The 18,781-nt window shown below is 72.7% G+C and carries 16 protein-coding genes and 1 pseudogene; 6 read left to right on the top strand and 11 right to left on the bottom strand.

From position 1 onward, the window contains the following. From ABD331_RS30875 to ABD331_RS30850, 7 genes and pseudogenes are all read right to left on the bottom strand, one after another. Positions 1 to 1,602 (bottom strand): hypothetical protein (locus ABD331_RS30875; protein ID WP_344482126.1); only part of this gene is annotated, 1,602 nt, incomplete at its 3' end. A 500-nt stretch (positions 1,603 to 2,102) separates the two neighbouring features. After that, positions 2,103 to 3,560, bottom strand: a complete 1,458-nt coding sequence (locus tag ABD331_RS30870; protein ID WP_344482123.1) for an acyl-CoA reductase — start codon at positions 3,558 to 3,560, stop codon at positions 2,103 to 2,105. Beyond that, a complete protein-coding gene (locus tag ABD331_RS30865) occupies positions 3,560 to 4,597 on the bottom strand; it encodes a LuxE/PaaK family acyltransferase (RefSeq protein ID WP_344482120.1) in 1,038 nt (345 codons plus the stop codon). Before ABD331_RS30865 ends, ABD331_RS30870 begins: the two co-directional genes overlap by 1 nt. Beyond that, positions 4,594 to 5,901, bottom strand: a complete 1,308-nt coding sequence (locus ABD331_RS30860; RefSeq protein WP_344482117.1) for an AMP-binding protein — start codon at positions 5,899 to 5,901, stop codon at positions 4,594 to 4,596. The genes ABD331_RS30865 and ABD331_RS30860 overlap by 4 nt, the downstream gene beginning before the upstream one ends. Continuing rightward, on the bottom strand, positions 5,901 to 6,479 hold the full coding sequence (locus ABD331_RS30855; protein WP_344482114.1) for an SDR family NAD(P)-dependent oxidoreductase: 579 nt from the start codon (positions 6,477 to 6,479) through the stop codon (positions 5,901 to 5,903). The genes ABD331_RS30860 and ABD331_RS30855 overlap by 1 nt, the downstream gene beginning before the upstream one ends. A 219-nt stretch (positions 6,480 to 6,698) precedes the next feature. After that, positions 6,699 to 6,905, bottom strand: a pseudogene (locus ABD331_RS61045) (SDR family NAD(P)-dependent oxidoreductase); the annotation flags it as partial. Continuing rightward, the gene (locus ABD331_RS30850) at positions 6,880 to 7,128 is read right to left on the bottom strand and encodes an acyl carrier protein (protein ID WP_344482111.1); all 249 of its coding nucleotides are present in this window, start codon (positions 7,126 to 7,128) and stop codon (positions 6,880 to 6,882) included. The pseudogene ABD331_RS61045 and the gene ABD331_RS30850, both read right to left, overlap by 26 nt. A 164-nt stretch (positions 7,129 to 7,292) precedes the next feature. Here ABD331_RS30850 and ABD331_RS30845 point away from each other — a divergent pair, with 164 nt between their 5' ends. Genes ABD331_RS30845 through ABD331_RS30835 form a run of 3 tightly spaced genes read left to right on the top strand, consistent with a single transcriptional unit; the run spans position 7,293 to position 11,722 of the window. Then, on the top strand, positions 7,293 to 8,126 hold the full coding sequence (locus tag ABD331_RS30845; RefSeq protein ID WP_344482108.1) for a hypothetical protein: 834 nt from the start codon (positions 7,293 to 7,295) through the stop codon (positions 8,124 to 8,126). 8 nt (positions 8,127 to 8,134) lie between these two features. Continuing rightward, positions 8,135 to 9,802 carry a class I SAM-dependent methyltransferase gene (locus ABD331_RS30840; RefSeq protein WP_344482105.1) on the top strand — a complete coding sequence of 556 codons (1,668 nt, stop codon included), beginning with the start codon at positions 8,135 to 8,137 and terminating at the stop codon, positions 9,800 to 9,802. 33 nt (positions 9,803 to 9,835) lie between these two features. After that, positions 9,836 to 11,722, top strand: a complete 1,887-nt coding sequence (locus ABD331_RS30835) for a glycosyltransferase (RefSeq protein WP_344482102.1) — start codon at positions 9,836 to 9,838, stop codon at positions 11,720 to 11,722. On the opposite strand, the gene ABD331_RS30830 is transcribed toward ABD331_RS30835, so the two are convergent. Both ABD331_RS30830 and pseB read right to left on the bottom strand, forming a co-directional pair. Next, on the bottom strand, positions 11,723 to 12,847 hold the full coding sequence (locus ABD331_RS30830) for a DegT/DnrJ/EryC1/StrS family aminotransferase (RefSeq protein ID WP_344482099.1): 1,125 nt from the start codon (positions 12,845 to 12,847) through the stop codon (positions 11,723 to 11,725). Beyond that, positions 12,847 to 13,824, bottom strand: a complete 978-nt coding sequence (gene pseB / locus ABD331_RS30825; RefSeq protein ID WP_344482096.1) for a UDP-N-acetylglucosamine 4,6-dehydratase (inverting) — start codon at positions 13,822 to 13,824, stop codon at positions 12,847 to 12,849. The genes ABD331_RS30830 and pseB overlap by 1 nt, the downstream gene beginning before the upstream one ends. A gap of 103 nt (positions 13,825 to 13,927) precedes the next feature. Here pseB and ABD331_RS30820 point away from each other — a divergent pair, with 103 nt between their 5' ends. Next, entirely contained in the window at positions 13,928 to 14,656 is a 729-nt protein-coding gene (locus tag ABD331_RS30820) for a cytidylyltransferase domain-containing protein (RefSeq protein WP_344482093.1), read from the top strand. Then, positions 14,653 to 15,630, top strand: a complete 978-nt coding sequence (locus ABD331_RS30815) for a PseG/SpsG family protein (protein ID WP_344482090.1) — start codon at positions 14,653 to 14,655, stop codon at positions 15,628 to 15,630. Before ABD331_RS30820 ends, ABD331_RS30815 begins: the two co-directional genes overlap by 4 nt. Here the strand turns inward: ABD331_RS30815 and pseI are convergent, their stop codons facing one another. Both pseI and ABD331_RS30805 read right to left on the bottom strand, forming a co-directional pair. Next, complete coding sequence (pseI, locus tag ABD331_RS30810) at positions 15,631 to 16,674, bottom strand: pseudaminic acid synthase (RefSeq protein WP_344482087.1); 1,044 nt, start codon at positions 16,672 to 16,674, stop codon at positions 15,631 to 15,633. Beyond that, positions 16,671 to 17,162, bottom strand: a complete 492-nt coding sequence (locus tag ABD331_RS30805; RefSeq protein WP_344482084.1) for a GNAT family N-acetyltransferase — start codon at positions 17,160 to 17,162, stop codon at positions 16,671 to 16,673. The genes pseI and ABD331_RS30805 overlap by 4 nt, the downstream gene beginning before the upstream one ends. A gap of 158 nt (positions 17,163 to 17,320) precedes the next feature. Between ABD331_RS30805 and ABD331_RS30800 the strand changes: the two genes are divergently transcribed. Beyond that, the gene (locus tag ABD331_RS30800; RefSeq protein WP_344482081.1) at positions 17,321 to 18,763 is read left to right on the top strand and encodes a glycosyltransferase family 2 protein; all 1,443 of its coding nucleotides are present in this window, start codon (positions 17,321 to 17,323) and stop codon (positions 18,761 to 18,763) included. Positions 18,764 to 18,781 lie beyond the last annotated feature (18 nt).

Raw genomic sequence — 18,781 nt, 5'->3', positions numbered from 1 at the left:
CCCTGCCGCCGACGCGGCCCCTGCCCCCGAGACGGCCCCTGCCGCCGACGCGGCCCCTGCCCCCGAGACGGCCCCTGTCGCCGACACGCTCCCCGCTGTCGATACACCCCCCGCCCCGGACACCACCAGCGCGGCCCCAGCCCCCACCACGGCCAGGCAACCCGCCCGCACCCATGGCACCCGCCCGACCGCCACGACCCCGCACACGGCGGCCACCGACAGATACGGCCGCGCCGCCTCCAAGAAGTAGAGCTGCGACTCCGCCGGATGCCCGAACACCACGGTCGCCCCGATCCCCGCGGCCACGATCCCCAGCAACAGCAGCACACCGGGCTCCAGCACCCGCCTTCCCAGCCCCGCCACCCCACCCCACACACAGGCCAGGCAGAACAGATGCACCCCGGTCAGCACCGCCAGCGGCACCGCGGACACCGACGCCAGCGCCGGCATCCCCACCCCCGCCACCTCACCCCACACCGCCCGCATGGTCGCGAACGGCGACACGACCATCCCCTGCGACCCCTGCCCGAACAGCACGACCTGCGCGAACACCAAGCACCCCAGCACCAGAGCCGCCGCCCCAACCCACGCCCCTACGCCGACCCGCGTCCCTACGCCGACCCGCGTCCGCACGCCGACCCGCGTCCGCACGCCGACCCGCGTCCCCACGCCGACCCGCGTCCCCACGCCGACCCGCGTCCCCACGCCGACCCGCGTCCCCACCCCGAGCCGCGTCCCCACCCCGACCCACACCCCCGGCACCCGCCGCTCCACCACCCACCGCACCGCGATCACCACCGTCAGACCGGCCAGCAGCAGCGGCAGATAGGTGGCCTTGGCTCCGGCAAGCGCCACCAGCAACACCCCCAGCACCACCCACCGCGCCCAGCCACCACCGCAGGCCCACCCGGCCCGCCTTACCCCGACCAGCAGCAACACCACAGGCACGAACAACAACGCCCCGAACGTCTGCGTCGGACTCGTCGAAACCGTGAACATCGACCGCGAACTGAACACCGCCCCCTCAACCAGCGCCGGGCTGAACAGGAAATACGTCACCCCGACCGCCGCAACCCCAGCCCCCCACCCTCCACCCAGCCGCCTCCCGAGCGCCGCCACCAGCACCACCGTGGCCACCGCCATCGGCAACATCGACAGCCGGTACACCAGCGTCGCGGGCTCGATCCCGGTCACCCAACTCGTCGCGGCCATCTCGGCGTACACGAACCAGTGGTAGGCCAGCGGCTCACCCAGCACCGCCGGCATGGTCGGCGGGAAGTGGTGCTTGACCTCACCCACCAGCGCCAGGTGGTACGGCATGTCCACATACCCGGCCTCAACCGGCACCCGATACTGAAACAAGGCGCTCCACACCACCAGAAACGCCACAACCCCCGCCAGCGCCCACGCACACCACGGCGGCATCCGCTCCCCGCCTACAGGCCTCCGCCAGTGCCGCCGCAGCCCCGGCACGCAAACGAACGCCCCCACGATCAAGCCAGGCGGCACCAGCACAAGCAACGGCACCCCAACGGCCCGCGCCGGGATGTAGGCAAGCACCTCCACCGCATACCCGACCGCCAGCCCAGCCGCCACCTCCACCCCCAGCACCCACCCCCGCCCGCCAGCCTCACCCCCGCCCAGCCCACGCCCGGTGAGGCCACGCCCGGTGAGGCCGCGCCCGACCAGCCCACCCCGGGCAGCCTCGCGCCCGGCAGCCTCGCGCCCGGCAGCCTCGCGCCCGGCAAGCCCGCGACCCGCCGACCGACTTCTCGTCCGCTCACGACCCGCCAGCCCGCCTCTCGCCGACCCGCCTCCCGCCGATCCACCTCTCGCTGGCCTACCCCCCGCCAGCGCGCGCCACAGCAGCGTCCCAGGCAACGCCACCGCCCCTACGAGGTACGCGGCGAACGCACACAGATCCCGAACGGAAACCCCGCACCACAGGAAGGCGGCCACGACCCCGACGCCCACGACCACCACCGGCCCCCAGGCGCCCCACCCAAGCCCAAGTCCAAGTCCAAGCCCAGGCCCAGGCCCAGGCCCCCGCCCCGCAACCCCTCGCGACCGGGCAACCGCGGGATGGGCGGCCGCCGCCCGCGTCACCGTATGACGGTCACCAGGCGCGTGAACTCGGCCGGCAGATCCACCCCGTCCCACACCCGGTGAAAGCTCAACGCGCTACCGACCGGCACCATCCGATCGACACCCCGCCCCGCCAGCCCCCTGGCCAGCTCCTCCAGCTCCCCTTGCCCGAACCCGAAGTGCGTCATCGTCTGATCCCGCCGCTCCACCAAGGACACCAGGTCGCCCAGCGCATTCAGCCGCGCGTGCGCGAACGTCCCCGCCCCCAGCCACCGCCGGGGCGCCGAGGCGGCGGCCGAGAGGTGGACGACGGCCAGCGCGTTCCCGTGGAACTCGATGCTCTCCGCGAGCCCGTCGGCGGCCAGCCCGTACGTGGAGACCCGCTTCTCGACGGCCATCGCCGCGTCCACCCCCCACCCGCGCACGGTCACCGCCCGCGCGACGTGCGCGGTGAAGTCGGCCCGCGCCGCGTCACAGTCGCCTTCGGACCCCACCCAGAACACGGTCCGCGGCGAGGAGCAGGCGGCCTGGTCGAACCAGTAGGTGTCGTTCACGAACCCCTCGGCGACCGTGACCCTGGCGGCCCGGGGCGCGCACAGCCACGCCGCCGCCCGTACCACCGCGAACGAGGAACGGTCGGGGAAGGTCAGGTCGCGGGCGTGCGGGGCCAGCGGGTGCCGCCGGATGTCCCGTACGGCGCCGTCACCGCCCCACACCACGCGCAGGTCGCAGGCCGCGGACAGCGCGGCGGTGATGACCTCCGACCGGTCGTAGGAGATGACGCGCTGGGTGGCGGCGATCACGGGGTCGGCGTCGGCGAGTGCCTCGTGCAGCGTCTCCAGGATGGTCTCGGCGACGATGCCGGAGCGGTGTGACAGGCGGACGATGTTGCGGTTGCCCATCAGCGCGGACAGGGCCCAGGAGTAGACGAAGACGGTGTCCACGTTCGCGGGCGGGATATGGAAGATGAGGCCGCGTGGGACGCGTACGTGCTCGCCGGCCAGCCCCTCCACGGTGCGGGCCAGCTCGCTGGGGCGCAGGAAGAAGCCGAGCGAGCCCAGCTCGGGGTGGCGGCGCGCCAGCGCGGGCCGCAGCAGCCGCCGCCCGAAGGCCGCCAGGAACTCCCTGACCCGCTCGTCCCCCACCTGCAGCTCACGCCCGCCGAGCCCGCCGCCCGCGTGGCGGTCGCGATCGAGAAGCTCGCCGCGCGCCTGATGCTCACGCCCGAGAAACTCGCCGCGCGCCTGGTGCTCGCGGTCAAGGAGTCCGCCGCCTGCCTGAGGTGCGCGTCCGAGAGGCTCGTCGTCCACTTGGTGCTCACGGCCGCAGAGCCGGTCACCCGCCTGCGGCTCGCGTCCGCCCTGGTGCTCACCGCTCATCTGGCCGATCAGCACCTCGACCGGCACCGTCCCCCCGGCGGGAAAGCGCACGTCAACGACGGTGGCCGGTGCGGTGGTGGTGTGGTCGTCCGGCATCAGCCCTGCCCCATGGTGTCGCTGCAGCCACGCGCCTCCGCCCGCGGCAGCCTGCCGAGGACCTCGAACCGCTTGCCGGGCCAGCTCCCGTCGTCAACGCCCCGCACCACCCCCAGGTCCTCGGTCAGCAGCACGTGACCGGGGTAGGACGTGGGCAGCGTGCTGACCACCTCGATCAGCCCCGGCACACCGGTGGGCGCCTCCTGCCAGGTCTCGGGGTCGCGGATGACGACGTCGGCGAAGTCGGGGCAGTAGAGCCCGTCGCCGTCCGGCCCTTCCAGGAAGACGGTGCCGATCTGCTCGACCATGCCGTAGAAGTTGTGGACGCTGCTCAGCCCGCACTCGTCGGCCAGCCGCCGCCGGAACTCGGCGTTGTCCACCGCCTGCTCGGCGAGCCGCTTCCAGCCGCCGGAGTGGATGAGCACCGCCTGCGAGAGGTCGGCGCCGAGGCCGCGCAGGTGCAGCCAGATCATGAACGTGAACCCGAAGACGAGGAACCGTTCGCCGCCGTGGCGCGCCAGGAAGCCCTTGACGGCCTCCGCGTCGACCTGGCCCTGCTCGTCGAGGACGAACGTGTGGTCCCGGCCGAAGTTCATCATGCCGAGCACCCCGGCGCCGCGGGCGCTCAGCGTCGGGTCGCGGACGACCGAGCGGGTGTCGACGACGAGCATCGGCAGCCGCCGCTCGCCCAGCACGGCCCTGAGCGTGGCGGCCAGCATGCGGGGCTGGGCCGCCGCGGCCTCGCGGTCGAGGTAGACGCGGCTCGGCTGCTGCCCGGTGGTGCCGCTGGACGCCAGCACCCTGAACACCTGTTCCCGCGGTACGCTGCGCAGCTCGTGCGTCTTGAACAGCCGCACGGGCAGCCACGGCAGGTCGGCGAGCCGCTCGTAGGGCGGTGCGGCGCCGACGGCGTCCAAGATTCTGCGGTACGGCGGGCACGCCTCGCGGTGCCGCGCCGTCAGCGCAGCCAGCTCGGGAACCAGAGCGGCCTCCCGCTCCGGCTCGCTCAGCGTGAACACGCCGGCCGCGGCACTCACGTGAGCGCCTCCAGCGTGCGGTAGTCGACCTTGCCCGTCGCCAGCAGCGGCAGATGGTCGATGTGCCGCATGTCGAACCCGCTCCAGTGCAGCCGCAGCTCGGCCCCCAGCCGCCGGGCCATGCGCACCTGGGCGGTGGGGTCGAGCGCCTCCGTCCAGACCGTTACCCGGTCGTCGCCGCTGGTGACCGCCACAGGGCCGAGGCCGCGCAGCATGCGTTCGACGTCGTCGAGGTTGACGCGGGTGCCGAAGACCTTGGCCATGCGCTTGAGCCGCCCGGTGATCTGGAGGAAGCCTTCGGCGTCGAGAGTGCCGAGGTCGCCCGTGCGCAGCACCCCGCCCAGGTCGTCGCCTCTGGCGAGGTCCTCGGCGTTCTCCGCGTAGCCCATCATGACGTTCGGCCCGCGGTAGACGACCTCGCCTTCGTCGATCTCCAGGGAGCCGCCGGGCAGGGCGACGCCGACCGTACCCGGCTTGTCGGGCAGCCGGTCGGGTGGCAGCACGGCCATCCGGGCCGTCGCCTCCGTCTGCCCGTACATCACGTAGAACCGCTCCACCTGCGCGGCGAACTCCTCGGCCAGCTCGGGCGCGAGCCGCCCGCCCGCCTGGGTGAGCGTCGTGAGCTTGGGGTACTTCGAGTGGTCGAAGCGGATGCGGCGCATCATCGAGTACTGGTACGGGACGGCGGCCAGCGACGTGCAGTCGTAGGTATACAGGTCCGCCCAGAACGAACGTTCCAGCAGCCCCGCCTCCGTCAGCACCACCGTGCCGCCCGAGATGAGATGGCTGTTGAGCACCGACAGTCCGTAGCTGTAGTGCAGCGGCAGGCTCGTGATCGCGATCTCGCCGGGCCCGATGGACAGGGCGGTGGCGATCGCCTGGGCGTTGGACAGCACGGCCTGCCGCGACAGGCGCACCAGCTTGGGGTTGCCTGTCGAACCCGAGGTGGCCAGCAGCAGGCCCAGATCCGGATGCGGGTCGGGCACGTCGGCGCGGGACGGCGGCGGATCCTCCAGCGGGTTGGTGAACCCGAGCAGCGCGGCCGGCCTGAACCGCTCCGACAGGTCGGCCAGCGTGGAGGCCGGCAGGTCGGGGTCGAGCAGCGCGATCGGCCGCCCGGCGTGCCACGCGCCGAGGTAGCAGAACACAGAGGCCAGGGTGTTGCGCATGGCGCAGAACAGCGGCCCTGGCCGCAGCCCGTCGAGGTTCTCCGCGGCGCGCTTGACGTAGTGGGCCAGCTTGTCGCCGCCGATGCCCTCCTCGGCGCCCGATGGGATGAGCTGGGCCTGCGGGTGCGGGAACATCACGGCACCAGCCCGCCGTCCACCCCGAGCACCTGCCCGGTCACGAACCCGGCCTGCGGCGACAGCAGGAACGCCACAACCCCCGCCACGTCGCCCGGCTCGCCCAGCCGGCGCAGTGGGGTCGCGGCGACCACGCCCGCGCGGGCGTCGTCGTCGAGTGTTCCCAGCAGGTCCGTACGGATGTAGCCGGGCGCCACCGCGTTGACCCTGACCCCGGACGGCCCCAGCTCCCTCGCCGCGGCCAGCGTCAGCCCGATCACCGCCGCCTTCGTCGCGGAGTACACCGCCTGGCCCGGCCCGCCGGCGCGCCCCATGATCGAGGCCATCAGCACCACGGCCGGGGACGTGCCCCGGCGCAGCAGCTTGAGCGCGGCTTGCAGGGTGTGGGTGGCGCCGATGGCGTTGACCTGGAAGAGGCGGTCGATGGTGGCCTGGCCGGTCATGCCCAGCAGGGCCGCCTCGTGCACGCCCGCGTTGACGACGAGCGCGTCGAGGCGCCCGTGCCGTTGGAAGATCTGCCGCATCATGGCGGACACCTGCGCCGGATCCCCGACGTCGCCCCCCACCGAGTCGATCACCGCACCGGTTCCGCGCGCATACCCGGTCCCGGTCCCGGTCCCGGCACCGTGCCCGGCTCCGGCAGCGGCACTGTGACCGACTGCGGCACCGACTCCGGCACTGACTCCGTGCCCGGCTCCGGCTCCCGCACCTGGCCCGGACCCGGCACCGGCACTGTCACCGGCACTGGCGTCGGCGTGCGCACCGGCACCGGCGCTGGCGTCGGCGCTGGCGTCAGTGGGCATGGGGATCTCGGCGGCGAGCTCGGCCGCCACCTTGGCCGCCCGCTCCTCGTCCCGCCCATGCACCACGACCGTGTACCCGCACGCTGCCAACATCGCGCCCACGGCCCGCCCGATGCCCCGGGTAGACCCCGTCACCAGCACGACGCGTGCCGCGCCGCCGCCCCCGGCGGGCGGGTCAGAGGGCGGCCGCGCCGATGCCATGCTTCTCCAGCAGCCCGCTCGCCTCGGCGAACGAGCTCATGTCGATCATCTCATCGGTGTCGATCATGATGGAGAACTCGTCCTCCATCGCCGCGATGAGTGCCATGTGCGCGAGGGAGTCCCACTGTGGGATGGCGCGGTATTCGAGGCCGTCGACGTCGGCGTCGGCCGGAAGGTTGAGCGCCATGCGGAAGACGGCCCGCAGGCGATCGAGATGACTCATGATCACTCACTCTCTGTCCTCAAGCCACGACGAAGTGTAGCGGTAATTGCCCGCCAGGAAAAACCAAGCCCCCGTCCTGAGTAATGGAACCGTATAACGATGAGTGACCCCCGAGGAGGGCTGGGAATGTCGGATGGGACCACGGCAACCGTACGGGGGGAATGATGGACGAATCCAATCACTGGTACGGGCACTCCCGCATACTCGGCAAGTACTGTGGCCTCCATGACGAGGCACCGAAGCGGATCCAGGGTTTTCTTCAGCACGGATGGAACTATCTCCACGGATTTCCCCCCAACGACCACTGGTGCAGTCCCGGTTACCCCCGTTTCGTCTGGTCGGACGTGCTGCGGCGCAGGGGCTGGTCGATGGGCCGCCGGGGTCACTACTTGATCGGCGCGCCGTGGATCTACCTTCTTTCCCTTGAGCCCGAGCTGGGCGTGCGGCCGGTCCGCGAGGGTACGATCTGGTATCCCTTTCACGGCTGGGAAAAGCATTCCGTCAGTGGCGACCATGCCCGACTTGCCGACGAAATCCGAAATGTCGAGACGGGTCCGGTCACGGTCTGCCTTTATTGGCTTGAATACGCAAATCCGGACATTCGGCGTTCGTATGAATCGAGAGGTTTCCGGGTCATCTGCCATGGCGAGCGCGGATCCCGCTGGGAGGGAAAGGGCCGCGACTTCCTGCGCAAGCAGCTCATCGAGTTGCGGCGGCACCGCAGGGTGGCCTCCAACCGGCTCGGCAGCGCGCTGTTCTACGGCGCCTCGGTCGGCTGCGACGTGGCGGTCTACGGCGATCCGATGCAGTTCGAGGACGAACGTCCCGAGTACGGCGGCACCGCCCGCCGCGAGCGGCTCTGGCCTGAGCTGCACGGCACGCACGTCGATCCCGGGCTGGCGGCGGAGGTGGCGCGGCGCGAGCTGGGATTCGAGTATCAGGCGACACCGGAGGAGCTACGGCGAATGTTCGGATGGAAGCGGGTGCGCACCGCATGAAGGGCCCCATGAGCGACGAGGCGCCCGCGAACGTGCGGCTGATCGGCGGGGAGATGCTGCTGTGGTCGGACATGTCCGCCATGGGCGGCGTCACCGAGTGGCGTGGCGCGGCGCTGGAGCTGATCAGGCGGACGATCCCGGAGGACGGGCGGGTGCTGCTGGTCGGGCCGCACCCGAGGGCGCTGGTGGACGACGTGGTCGCGCGGGCGCACTCGGCCGCCGTGCTGCTGCGCTCCTACCCTGACGCGTGCGCGCTGGGAGCCCGGCATCCGGGTCTGGAGGTGTACTGCGGGCGGCTGGAGCTGCTGGACGCCGACGAGCCGTACGACCTGGTGCTGGCCATGGACGGGCTGCTGCGCACCCACTCGGCCGAGGCCCCGGCGGCGGCCTGGAGCGAGTCGCTGGGCGCGCTGGCCGACCTGGTCGCGCCCGGCGGCACGCTGGTCCTCGGCGTACGCAACGACCTGGGCGTGGACCGCTTCATCGAGGCCAGGCCGGCCGACAGGGAGTGCGCCGACGACCAGTGGGCGCCGCACGGCTTCGACCCGAGCTACCCCAGCGGCCCCGAGGCGCTCGACCTGGGGCTGGAGTCGGCGCGGCTGAGCCTGCGGCGCTGCTACGCGGCCTACCCGGACCGGCGCGCGCCGCGGTCGCTGCTGTCGAGGGAGGCGCTGGCGTTCGACCTGCCGGAGGCGCTCACGTTCCCGCTGAGCGCCAGGGACGGCGACCGGATGCTGGTCGCCGACCCGCTGCGGCTGACCAGGCTGGTGTTCAGGCACGGGCTGGGGGAGCAACTGGCCCCGCTGTGGCTGGCCGTGGCGACCAAGCCACCCCGCCCGGACGCGCTGCCCCGCCCGGACGCGCCGCCCGGCCAGGACGCGCCGCCCCGCCCGGACGGGTCGCCGCGGGCGGTGGAGTTGCCGCTGGGCCTCATCGAGGAGGGCCCGGCCCTGTACGAGCTGACCGCCGGCGGCACCAGGCGGCTGCCCGGCGGCCAGGAGCGGCCGATCCCGGCGGGCCGGGTGGTCGAGGAGATCCTCGTCGAGGCGTGCGCCCGCGAGGACGTCGCGACCGTGCGCGAGCTGCTCGCCGACCTGGCCGACTGGCTGGACGCGGGCGGCGACGTGTCGGCGGCGACCGACAGCCTGGTCTACGACGGCGAGCGGTTCGCCGCGGTGAACCCGCCGGTGGGCCTGGCCGTCCCGCCGGGGGCGCAGGTCGTGCTGTGCAGGATCCTGTGGCGGTTCGCGGTCAGGCTGCTGGCGGCGGGTCACCACCATCCGTGGCCGTGGCCGCTGGAGGCCGACCAGCTCACGCTCACCCTGTGCGGCATGGCCGGGCGGCCGTGCGACCCCGGCGACCTCGACCGGGCCCGCAAGCTGGACGCCGAGCTGGGCCAGCCCGCCGAGCTGACCGAGCACGCGCCGACGTACCGCGACCTGCTGTCCGCCCGCGACCGCCTGGCCGACCAGCTCACCGCGGCGCTGGCCAGGATCTCCCGCCTGGAGACCAAGCTCTCCTACCGCGAGCGCGAGCTGGTGCGGGCCAAGGCCAAGCTGCGCAGGACCCAGCGCAAGGCCACCGCCTACCGCAGGACGCTCGGCTACCGACTCTCCCGCCGTCTGGCCCGCCCCCGCAAGGTCGCCCGCCGTGTCATCCGCCTGCTGTCCGGCTGAGGTATCGAGCTGAGGAAACGATGAGGAGTGCATGTGCCGGTTCTTTCGGTGATCGTCCCGTTCCACAACGTCGAGAAGTACATCGGGCCCTGCCTTGACTCCATCGCGGCGCAGACGCAGGCAGAGCTGGAGGTGATCTGCGTGGACGACGGCAGCGCCGACGGCGGCCCGGCCGTCGTGGAGTCGATACTGGCGCAGGACCCGCGGATCACCCTCATCAGGCAGGACAACCACGGGGTGGGCCACGCCCGCAACGTGGGCGTGCGCCACGCCGGCGGCGCCTACCTCGCCTTCGTGGACGGCGACGACGTCGTCCCGCGTGACGCGTTCGACCGCCTGGTCTCCTCCCTGGAGGACACCGGATCGGACCTGGCCTGCGGCAACGTCATGCGCCTCTACCGCAACCTGCTCGTCCCTTCGTGGGCGCACCGCGAGGCGTTCGCCAGGCCCGCCAAGCGCACCCACATCACCCGCCACCCGCTGCTGATCCGCGACCGCATGTTGTGGAACAAGGTCTACCGCCGCTCCTTCTGGGACCGCCTGGGCCTGAGCTTCCCCGAGCGCATGTACGAGGACCAGCCCGTGGCCATGGCCGCGCACATCGGCGCCCGCACCGTGGACGTGCTGGCCAAGGTGGTCTACCACTGGCGGCACCGCGACGAGCCGGACGCCTCGATCACCCAGCGCCGCCTGGAGCCGGGCAACCTGCGCGACCGCCTGCTGTCCGTGCTGCAGACGGCCGACCTGCTGGCCTGCGGCGCGCCGAAGCTCAAGCCCGACTTCGACCGCGACACGCTGGACATCGACATGGCCGTCGCCGTGGAGGCGCTGGCCGAGATGGGCGGCTCGGCCGACCCCGGCCTGGTCGATCTGGCCGTCCGCTACCTCGACGGCGTGTCCCGCGAGGCCTGGCAGAGCCTGCCGTTCGAGCAGCGGCTCCTGGTCCACCTGCTGCACGAGCGCCGCCTCGACGAGCTGGCGGGCGTGCACGCCCAGGCGGGCGACGGACGGCTGCGGCCCAGGATCGGCTCGGCGGGGCTGCTGCGCAAGCGCTGGTACGGCCGCCACCCGTCGATGCCCGGCCACCTGTCGGAGGTGTCCGGCGAGCTGGCGCTGCAGACCAGGCTGGTCGGCCTCGACTGGAAGGACGGCGTGCTGCACGGCTCAGGGCGGGTGGCCGTGGGCCGGTTCGACGTGGCCGAGCTGCGCCGGGTGCGGGTGCGGACGTATCTGCAGGAGCGGGTCACCGGCGACGTCGTGCCGCTGTCGGACGAGGAGAGCCTGCCCGTCTGGGAGAGCGTCGAGCAGGAGGACGGCGGGCGGCTGCCGGAGCACGCGTTCCCGTTCCGCTTCGCGTTCGACCCGGGCACGCTGTCGCGGGCGCAGCTCGCCCGGCACGGGCACTGGGACCTGAGGGTGCAGCTCAGAGGGCACGGCCTGCGGCTCGACGGCCGGGTGGCGGGGCCGCGCTGGCTGCCGCCGCTGATGCCGGTGCCGCGCCGGAAGTCGGGCGTGTGGCTGGTGCCCGCGCGCAACGCGAAGGGCGCCTGGGGCGTACGGCTGCGCACCGCCGACGCCGTGATCGGCGACTACCGCGTGGACGGCGGCGAGCTGCTGTTCTCCGGGGAGATGAGCGACGTCGGCGACGGCGAGCCGGTGCTGCGGCTGCAGCGCAGGAGCGACGGCGAGGAGATGTACTTCCCCGTGGCGCTGGCCGGGCAGGACTTCCATGCGCGGGTGCCGCTGGCCGACATCGACGAGCGCGTGGGGCACGAGTCGTGGTGGGAGGTGGTGATCGACCAGGGCACCGCCATCCGGCCGCTCGTCAGGACCAGGCAGCGGGCGGTGGCGACGGTGGACGAGCGGCGCTTCCTCATCGACCGCGGCGAGGACGGCTGCCTGCTCCTGGCCGAACGGTGACTACCTGAGGATGCCCGCCAGCGTCTCCACCACGTGCTCCTGCTGGCCGTCCGTCAGGCCGGGGAACAGCGGTAGCGACAGCTCCTGCGCGTAGTACGCCTCCGCCTGGGGGCACAGGCCGCGCCGGTAGCCGAGGTCCTCGAACACCGGGTGCCAGTACGCGGGCACGTAGTTGACCTGCACGCCGATCCCGGCGGCCCGCATGCGGTCGTAGACCTCGCGCCGCCGCCCGTCGCCGACCCTGACGGGGTAGAGGTGCCAGCTCGGCCGCACGTACGCGCGCTGGGCGGGCAGCGTCAGCCCGGGCACGTCGCGCAGCATGACGTGGTAGCGCTCGACCAGCTCGGCCCGCCGCTCGCGGAAGCGCTCCAGGCGGCGGAGCTGGCTGACGCCGAGCGCGCACAGCACGTCGGGCAGCCGGTAGTTGAGCCCGAACTCGTGCACCTCCTGGTGCCAGCCGCCCTCGTCGGTGTGCCGTTGCCCGGCGGGCTCCCTGACCAGGCCGTGGTTCCTGAACCGGGCGGCCCGCCGCAGCCGCGCGGGGTCGGCCGCCGCCACGGCGCCGCCCTCGGCCGTCGTCACGGTCTTGGTGGGGAAGAAGGAGAGCGTGGTCAGGTCGGCCAGCGAGCCCACCGGCCGGTCCTTGTACGCCGACCCGATCGAGTGCGCGGCGTCGGCCACCAGCACCGCCCCGGCCCGGCCGGTGACCTCGCGCAGCTCGTCGTAGTCGGCGGGATGGCCGGCGTAGTCGACCGCCGTGACCGCCCGGGTCCTCGGGGTGACCAGCGCGGCGGCGGCGTCGGGGTCGAGGTTGCCGGTGTCGGGCTGCACGTCGGCGAAGCGCACCCGGGCGCCCAGGAGCGCGGCCGTGGCGGTCGTGGCCACGAACGTCAGCGGCGAGGTGATCACCTCGTCGCCCGCTCCGACCCCGGCCGCCACGTAGGCGACGTGCAGCGCCGCGGTGCCCGACGTGACCGACACGCAGGGCACGCCGCCCGTCCAGCGGGCCAGCTCCGCCTCGAACAGGCCGACGGCGGGCCCGGTCGTCAGCCAGTCGCCGCGCAGCACCCCGGCGACCGCCTCGACGTCGGAGGCGTCGATGGACTGGCGGCCGTAGGGCAGCATCAGCCGGCCACCATGTCACGCAGGTCGTCGACAGAAAGCCACTGCTCGTTGGTGTCGGAGCGGTAGGAGAAGCCCTCGGGCAGCAGCTCTCCGGTGCGCGGCGGCACGTAGCCCCAGGTCGCGATCGTGGGCTGGACGACGAAGCGGTCTTCCAGCCGCAGTGTCCTGCGGCCGTCGTCGGGGCCGATCATCTCCTCGTGCAGCTTCTCGCCCGGCCGCACCCCGATCTCGTAGATCGAGCTGCTGGGGGCCAGCGCCTCGGCCAGGTCGGTGATGCGCATGCTGGGGATGCGCGGCACGTACAGCTCGCCGCCCTGCATGAGGTCGAAGGAGTCGACGACGAACCGGACCGCCTGCTCCAGTGTGATCCAGAACCTGGTCATGCGCTTGTCGGTGATCGGCAGGCTGCTGCCCTGCTGTGCGAGGCGCTGGAACAGCGGGATGACCGAGCCCCTGCTGCCGACGACATTGCCGTAGCGGACCACGGAGAAACGGGTCTCGTGGGCGGCGGCGTAGTGGTTGGCGGAGACGAAGAGCTTGTCGGCGACCAGCTTCGTGGCCCCGTAGAGGTTGATCGGGCTGGACGCCTTGTCGGTGGAGAGCGCGACCACCTTGCGCACGCCGCAGTCGATCGCGGCCTCCACGACGTTCTGCGAGCCGGCCACGTTGGTGCGGACGTACTCGAACGGGTTGTACTCGGCGGTGTCGACCTGCTTGAGTGCTGCCGCGTGGACGACGTAGTCGATGCCGTGCATGGCGCGGGTCAGCCGGTCGCGGTCGCGGATGTCGCCGATGAACCAGCGCAGCCGCTCGTCGTCGCCGAAGAGCTGCCTGGTCTCGTACTGCTTGAGCTCGTCGCGGGAGAAGATGACCAGGCGCCGGACGGCGAGTGCGTCGAGCGCGTGACGGATGAAAGCCTTGCCGAAGGACCCCGTTCCTCCGGTGATCAGAATCGACGATCCACTGAGAATGCTCACGTGGCCCCCTGAAATCGCGCTAAGGCGCTGTAGTCGTCGTGGCAGGCGGTAGCATAGCGCGATCGGCTAATCACGCGCGGTCACACGGGGGAATGGGGCTTCGGTGCGTATTGTCGGAATTGTTCAGGCCCGAATGGGCTCAACACGTCTACCCGGAAAGGTGCTACGAGAGCTGGGTGACCGGTCTGTACTGGGCTGGGTGGTCCGCGCCGCGCGCGAAGCGGGAGCGCTGGACGACCTCGTCGTGGCCACCACCATCGAGCCTGCCGACGACGCCGTCGTCGCCGAATGCCACCGGCTGGGCGTCGCCTGCCACCGGGGGCCGGTCGACGACGTGCTGACCAGGTTCGCGCAGGTGCTGGCGGGGCGGCGATGGGATGCCGTCATGCGCTTCACCGCCGACTGCCCGCTGCTGGACCCTGAGGTGATCAGGGAGGCGGCGCTGGTCTTCCGCGCCGTGCCCGGGCTCGACTACCTGAGCACGAGCCTGGCCCGCACGCTGCCGCGCGGCATCGACGTGGAGCTCGCCGGGCGGGCCGCGTTCGAGCGCGCCGACGCCGAGGCCACCGGCTACCACCGCACCCACGTCACGTCCTACCTCTACGAGCAGCCGGGTGACGCGCGGCTGCTCGGCCTGGCCTACCGGCCGGCCGCCGACGACCTGCGGGTCACGCTCGACACCGAGGACGACTGGCGGCTGATCTCGGCCGTGGTGGCCGAGCTAGGCGATCGGTGCGTACCGGTGCGAACCCTGGTGGGCTGGCTGCGCGAGCGGCCCGAGGTGTGCGGGCTCAACGCGCACGTCCGGCAGAAGGCCTTGCAGGACGCGTGATCGGGACGGCGCACCCCGCGCGGGTGGGCTTCCGCTGCGATGCCGGGGTGAGGAGCGGGGCGGGCCATCTGGTGCGCTGTGTGGCGCTGGCCGAGGAGCTGGCCGCGCGCGACGTCGGGGTGGTCTTCCTCGGCGACGTGTCCGGCTCCGAGTGGGCGCGCGCGCAGCTTCGCGAGCGCGGCTTCCCGCTGGTGCCCGCGCCGCCCGAGCCCGCCAGGCTCGCCGCGCTGGCCTGCGAGCTGCGTCTGGACGCGGTGGTGCTCGACTCCTACGACCTGCCCGCCGAGACCGGCGCGGTGCTGCGGGACGCCAGGTTCGCGGTTCTGGCCCTGGTCGACGGCGACCCACTGGGCCAGGAGGCCGACCTCTACCTCGACCAGAACCTCGGCGCCGAGCGGCGGCCCTTCCCGCTGCCCGCCAGAAGGCTCGCCGGAGCCGGGTACGCGCTGCTGCGCGACAGCGTGCGGCGGCACACCCGGGCGCCCGCCGGCGGCGAGGTGCCCGAGGTGCTGTGCTTCTTCGGCGGCACCGACAGCGGCGGCGTCGCCCCGGCGTGGGCACGGGCGCTCACCGCCACCGGGCGGCCCTTTCGCGGCACGGTCGTCAGCCCGGCGCCGTTCGAGGCGGGCGGGCCCATCACCGTCATCCCGCCGACGAACCGGCTGCCCGAGCTGATGGCCGGGGCCGACCTGGTGGTGACGGCGGCCGGGTCGGCGATCTGGGAGCTGCTTTACCTCGGCGTCCCCACGGCGCTGACCTGGGTGGCGGACAACCAGCGCATCGGGTACGAGGAACTGGTGACCCTGGGAGCCGCGGCGGGGCTGGGCGGCGCGGCGGACGAGGCGGGCACCTGCGTGCTGGCCCGCCTGCTCGCCGACCCCGCCGCCCGCGAGGAGCACGGACGGCGGGGGAGCGGCCTGGTGGACGGCAGGGGCCGGGAACGCGTCGCCGACGCCCTGCTGGACATCTGCTAGCTAGATCAGGTCCCAGGTCAGCGGCGTGCCGAAGGGCACGTCGCGGGCGAAGTGCCGCCCCATGACCACCGCCGCCGCGTCCGGCGGCAGCCCTCCCGCCGGCCGGATCGAGCGCACGTTCTCCGGAGTCACGGGCTCGCCCGCGCTCACGTCGCGCACCACGTACAAGGAGCGGCGGAAGCGCAGCCCCTCCCGCTCGGAGGGCCGCGGCCCGATCACCGGCTCGCCCAGCGACTCCCAGGCCCGCGCGCTCTCCACGACGAGCGCCGCCAGCTCGGTGGGCTCCAGCGAGAAGGCCGAGTCCACGCCGCCGTCGGCCCGCGAGAGCGTGACGTGCTTCTCGATCACGCAGGCCCCCAGCGCCACCGCGGCCAGCGCCGCGCCGATGCCCGGCGTGTGGTCGGACAGCCCCACCACCTCGCCCGTGATCGCCGACAGCAGCGGCAGCGCCCGCAGGTTGCTCTCGGCGGGCGAGGCGGGGTAGCTGGCCGTGCACGACAGGACGGCGAGCTGCGCGCACCCGGCCGCGCGGGCCGCCGACACCGCGGCCTCGATCTCGGAGACGGACGCCATCCCGGTGGAGATGATCAGCGGCTTGCCCGTGCCGGCGGCCAGCCGGATCAGCGGCAGGTCCACGATCTCCGAAGAGGCGATCTTGTACGCCGGCGCGTCCAGCTTCTCCAGCAGCTCCACCGCCGTCGCGTCGAACGGCGCGGAGAACGGGATCAGCCCCCGCTCCCTGGCCCGCTCGAAGATCGGCTCGTGCCACGCCCACGGCGTGTGGGCCCGCTCGAAGAGCTGGTAGAGGCTCTCCCCGCCCCACAGCTCGTGCTCGTCGCCCAGCCGGAACGGCAGCGCGTCGCAGTCGATGGTCAGCGTGTCGGGCGTGTACGTCTGCAGCTTCAGCGCGTGCGCCCCCGCCTCGGCCACCGCGTCCACGATCGCCAGCGCCCGCTCCAGGCTCCCGTTGTGGTTGCCGGACAGCTCGGCCACGACGAACGGCGGATGCCCCGGCCCGATCGCCCGTCCTCCGATGGAGATCATCGGCTTTCCTTCCTGATCTCGAAGGTCACGGCGTCGCGCGTCACCCCGTCGACGACCTGCCTGCGCCTGCTCACCTCGACGAACCCGAACCGCCTGTGCAGCCGCATGACCGGCTCGTTGCCGTCGAGGACCTCGCCGCGCAGCGTGCTCAGCCCGAGCGGGCCGAAGGCGTGCCCGACGGCCGCCCGCTCCAGCCCGATCCAGGCGCGCAGCAGGCTGCCCTCCCGTTCCAGCGAGGAGAGGTCGAGGTAGTAACCCCAGGTCGCGCTCTGCGGGGTCAGGTCGGAGTAGGTCACCACTCCCGTGGCGACGCCGTGGTGGTCGTAGATCAGCACGCGCCTGCTCGGGTCGGCGCGGACGGCCGCCCACCAGCGCAGATGCTCGTCCTCCGAGATCTCGTGCGTGGTGAAGCTGGCGGCGCGCACGCGCGGGTGGTTGCGCCAGCGCCGCATGTCCGCCAGATCATCGCCTTGGACGTCCCTCAGCACGCTGCCCCCTTACGCTTTGTGCTTGATCTCTTGCACAACGTAGCGGATTACGCGTCCGGTAAAGAGCTCATCAGGGACAGTCATCGGGCACGGAATCCGGCCGCCCGCCGAGGCATGCTGCCCTCGACCCGGTACCCAGCCAAAGGAGCGAATCCGGCATGATCCCCCTGCTCAGCATCATCGTCCCGATCTACAACGTGGAGCCGTACCTCGCCGAGTGCCTGAAGTCGCTGGCCGCGCAGACCCTGGAGGACCTCGAGGTGGTCCTGGTGGACGACGGCTCCGTGGACGGCAGCCGGCGCATCGCGGAGGACTTCGCGGCCAGCGACGAGCGCTTCGTGCTGATCGGCCAGCGCAACCTGGGGCCGGGGCCGGCGCGCAACCACGGGGTCAGGCGCGCGCGGGGGACGTACCTGGCCTTCGCGGACGGCGACGACGTGGTGCCGCCGGAGGCGTACGAGACGCTCGTCGGGAAGCTCGCCGAGACCGGCTCCGACCTGGCGTGCGGCGCGGTGCGGCGGCTGGTGGACGGCGAGCTGGAGGAGTCGGTGCTGCACGAGAAGGTGTTCAGGCGCCCGCAGTTGTGCACGCACATCACCGACAAGCAGGTGCTGGTCAGGGACCGCACGGTGTGGAACAAGGTCTACCGCCGTGACTTCTGGGAACGCGCGGGCCTGGCCTTCCCCGCGGGCATCTACGAGGACGTGCCGGTCGCCATGCAGGCCCACGTGCTGGCGACCAGCGTGGACATGGTGGGCGAGGTCGTCTACCACTGGCGCAAGCGGGAGGAGGGGGAGACCTCGATCACGCAGCGCCGTTCGGAGCTGCCCAACCTGAGCGAGCGGCTGGCGGCCATCCGCGCGGTGCGCGCCTTCCTCGACGACCGCGCGCCCGAGCTGCTCGACGGCTTCGACGCGCTGGTGCTGGAGAAGGACACCGTCTTCCTGTTCCAGGCGCTGGAGAGCTGCGAGGGCGACGCGGGGGCGCTGCTGGAGCTGGGGCGCGCCTGGCTGGCCGAGCTGGGGCCGCACGTGCTGGACTCGGCGCCGTCGCTGCGCCGCCTGGAGCTGCACCTGCTCAGGCGTGGCCTGGTCGCGGAGCTGCGTACGGTGCGGGAGTTCCGGCGCGGGCGCGAGGACGTCACCCGCGTGCGCCCGCGCGGCCTGCGCACCACGAACTGGTACGGCGACTACCCGTTCTTCCGCGACCGCCGCCTGCGCATCCCCGACGAGGTGTTCGACGCCCGCGAGGAGCTGAAGCTGATCGCCAGGGTGGAGTCCTGCGAGTGGACGGGCGCCGAGTACCGCCTGCACGCGTACGTGGGCGTGCACCGCGTCGATCGCAAGATCCCCAAGGTCGGCCTGTGGCTCGGCGACGGCCACCGCCGGGTCCCGCTGGAGGTGCGGCGGCGCGGGCGTTACGGCGTCGTGGCGACCGTCGATCCGCAGCGCCTGGAGGGCGGCGGCCCGTGGCGGCTCCAGGTGCGGGCCGAAATGCGCGGGCTCGTCCTGAAGACGTGGTGCAGGGACGGCGAGACGGGACCGGTGTGGCGGTTCTCCGTGCCGGGTTGGTCAAGAAGCGGCATGGACATCCCCCAGTAGTTCCAGACAGTAATCGTT

Origin of the sequence: Nonomuraea monospora, from assembly GCF_039531895.1 — a bacterium.
GTDB lineage: Bacteria > Actinomycetota > Actinomycetes > Streptosporangiales > Streptosporangiaceae > Nonomuraea > Nonomuraea monospora.
This window is presented reverse-complemented; position numbering and strand designations above follow the sequence as displayed.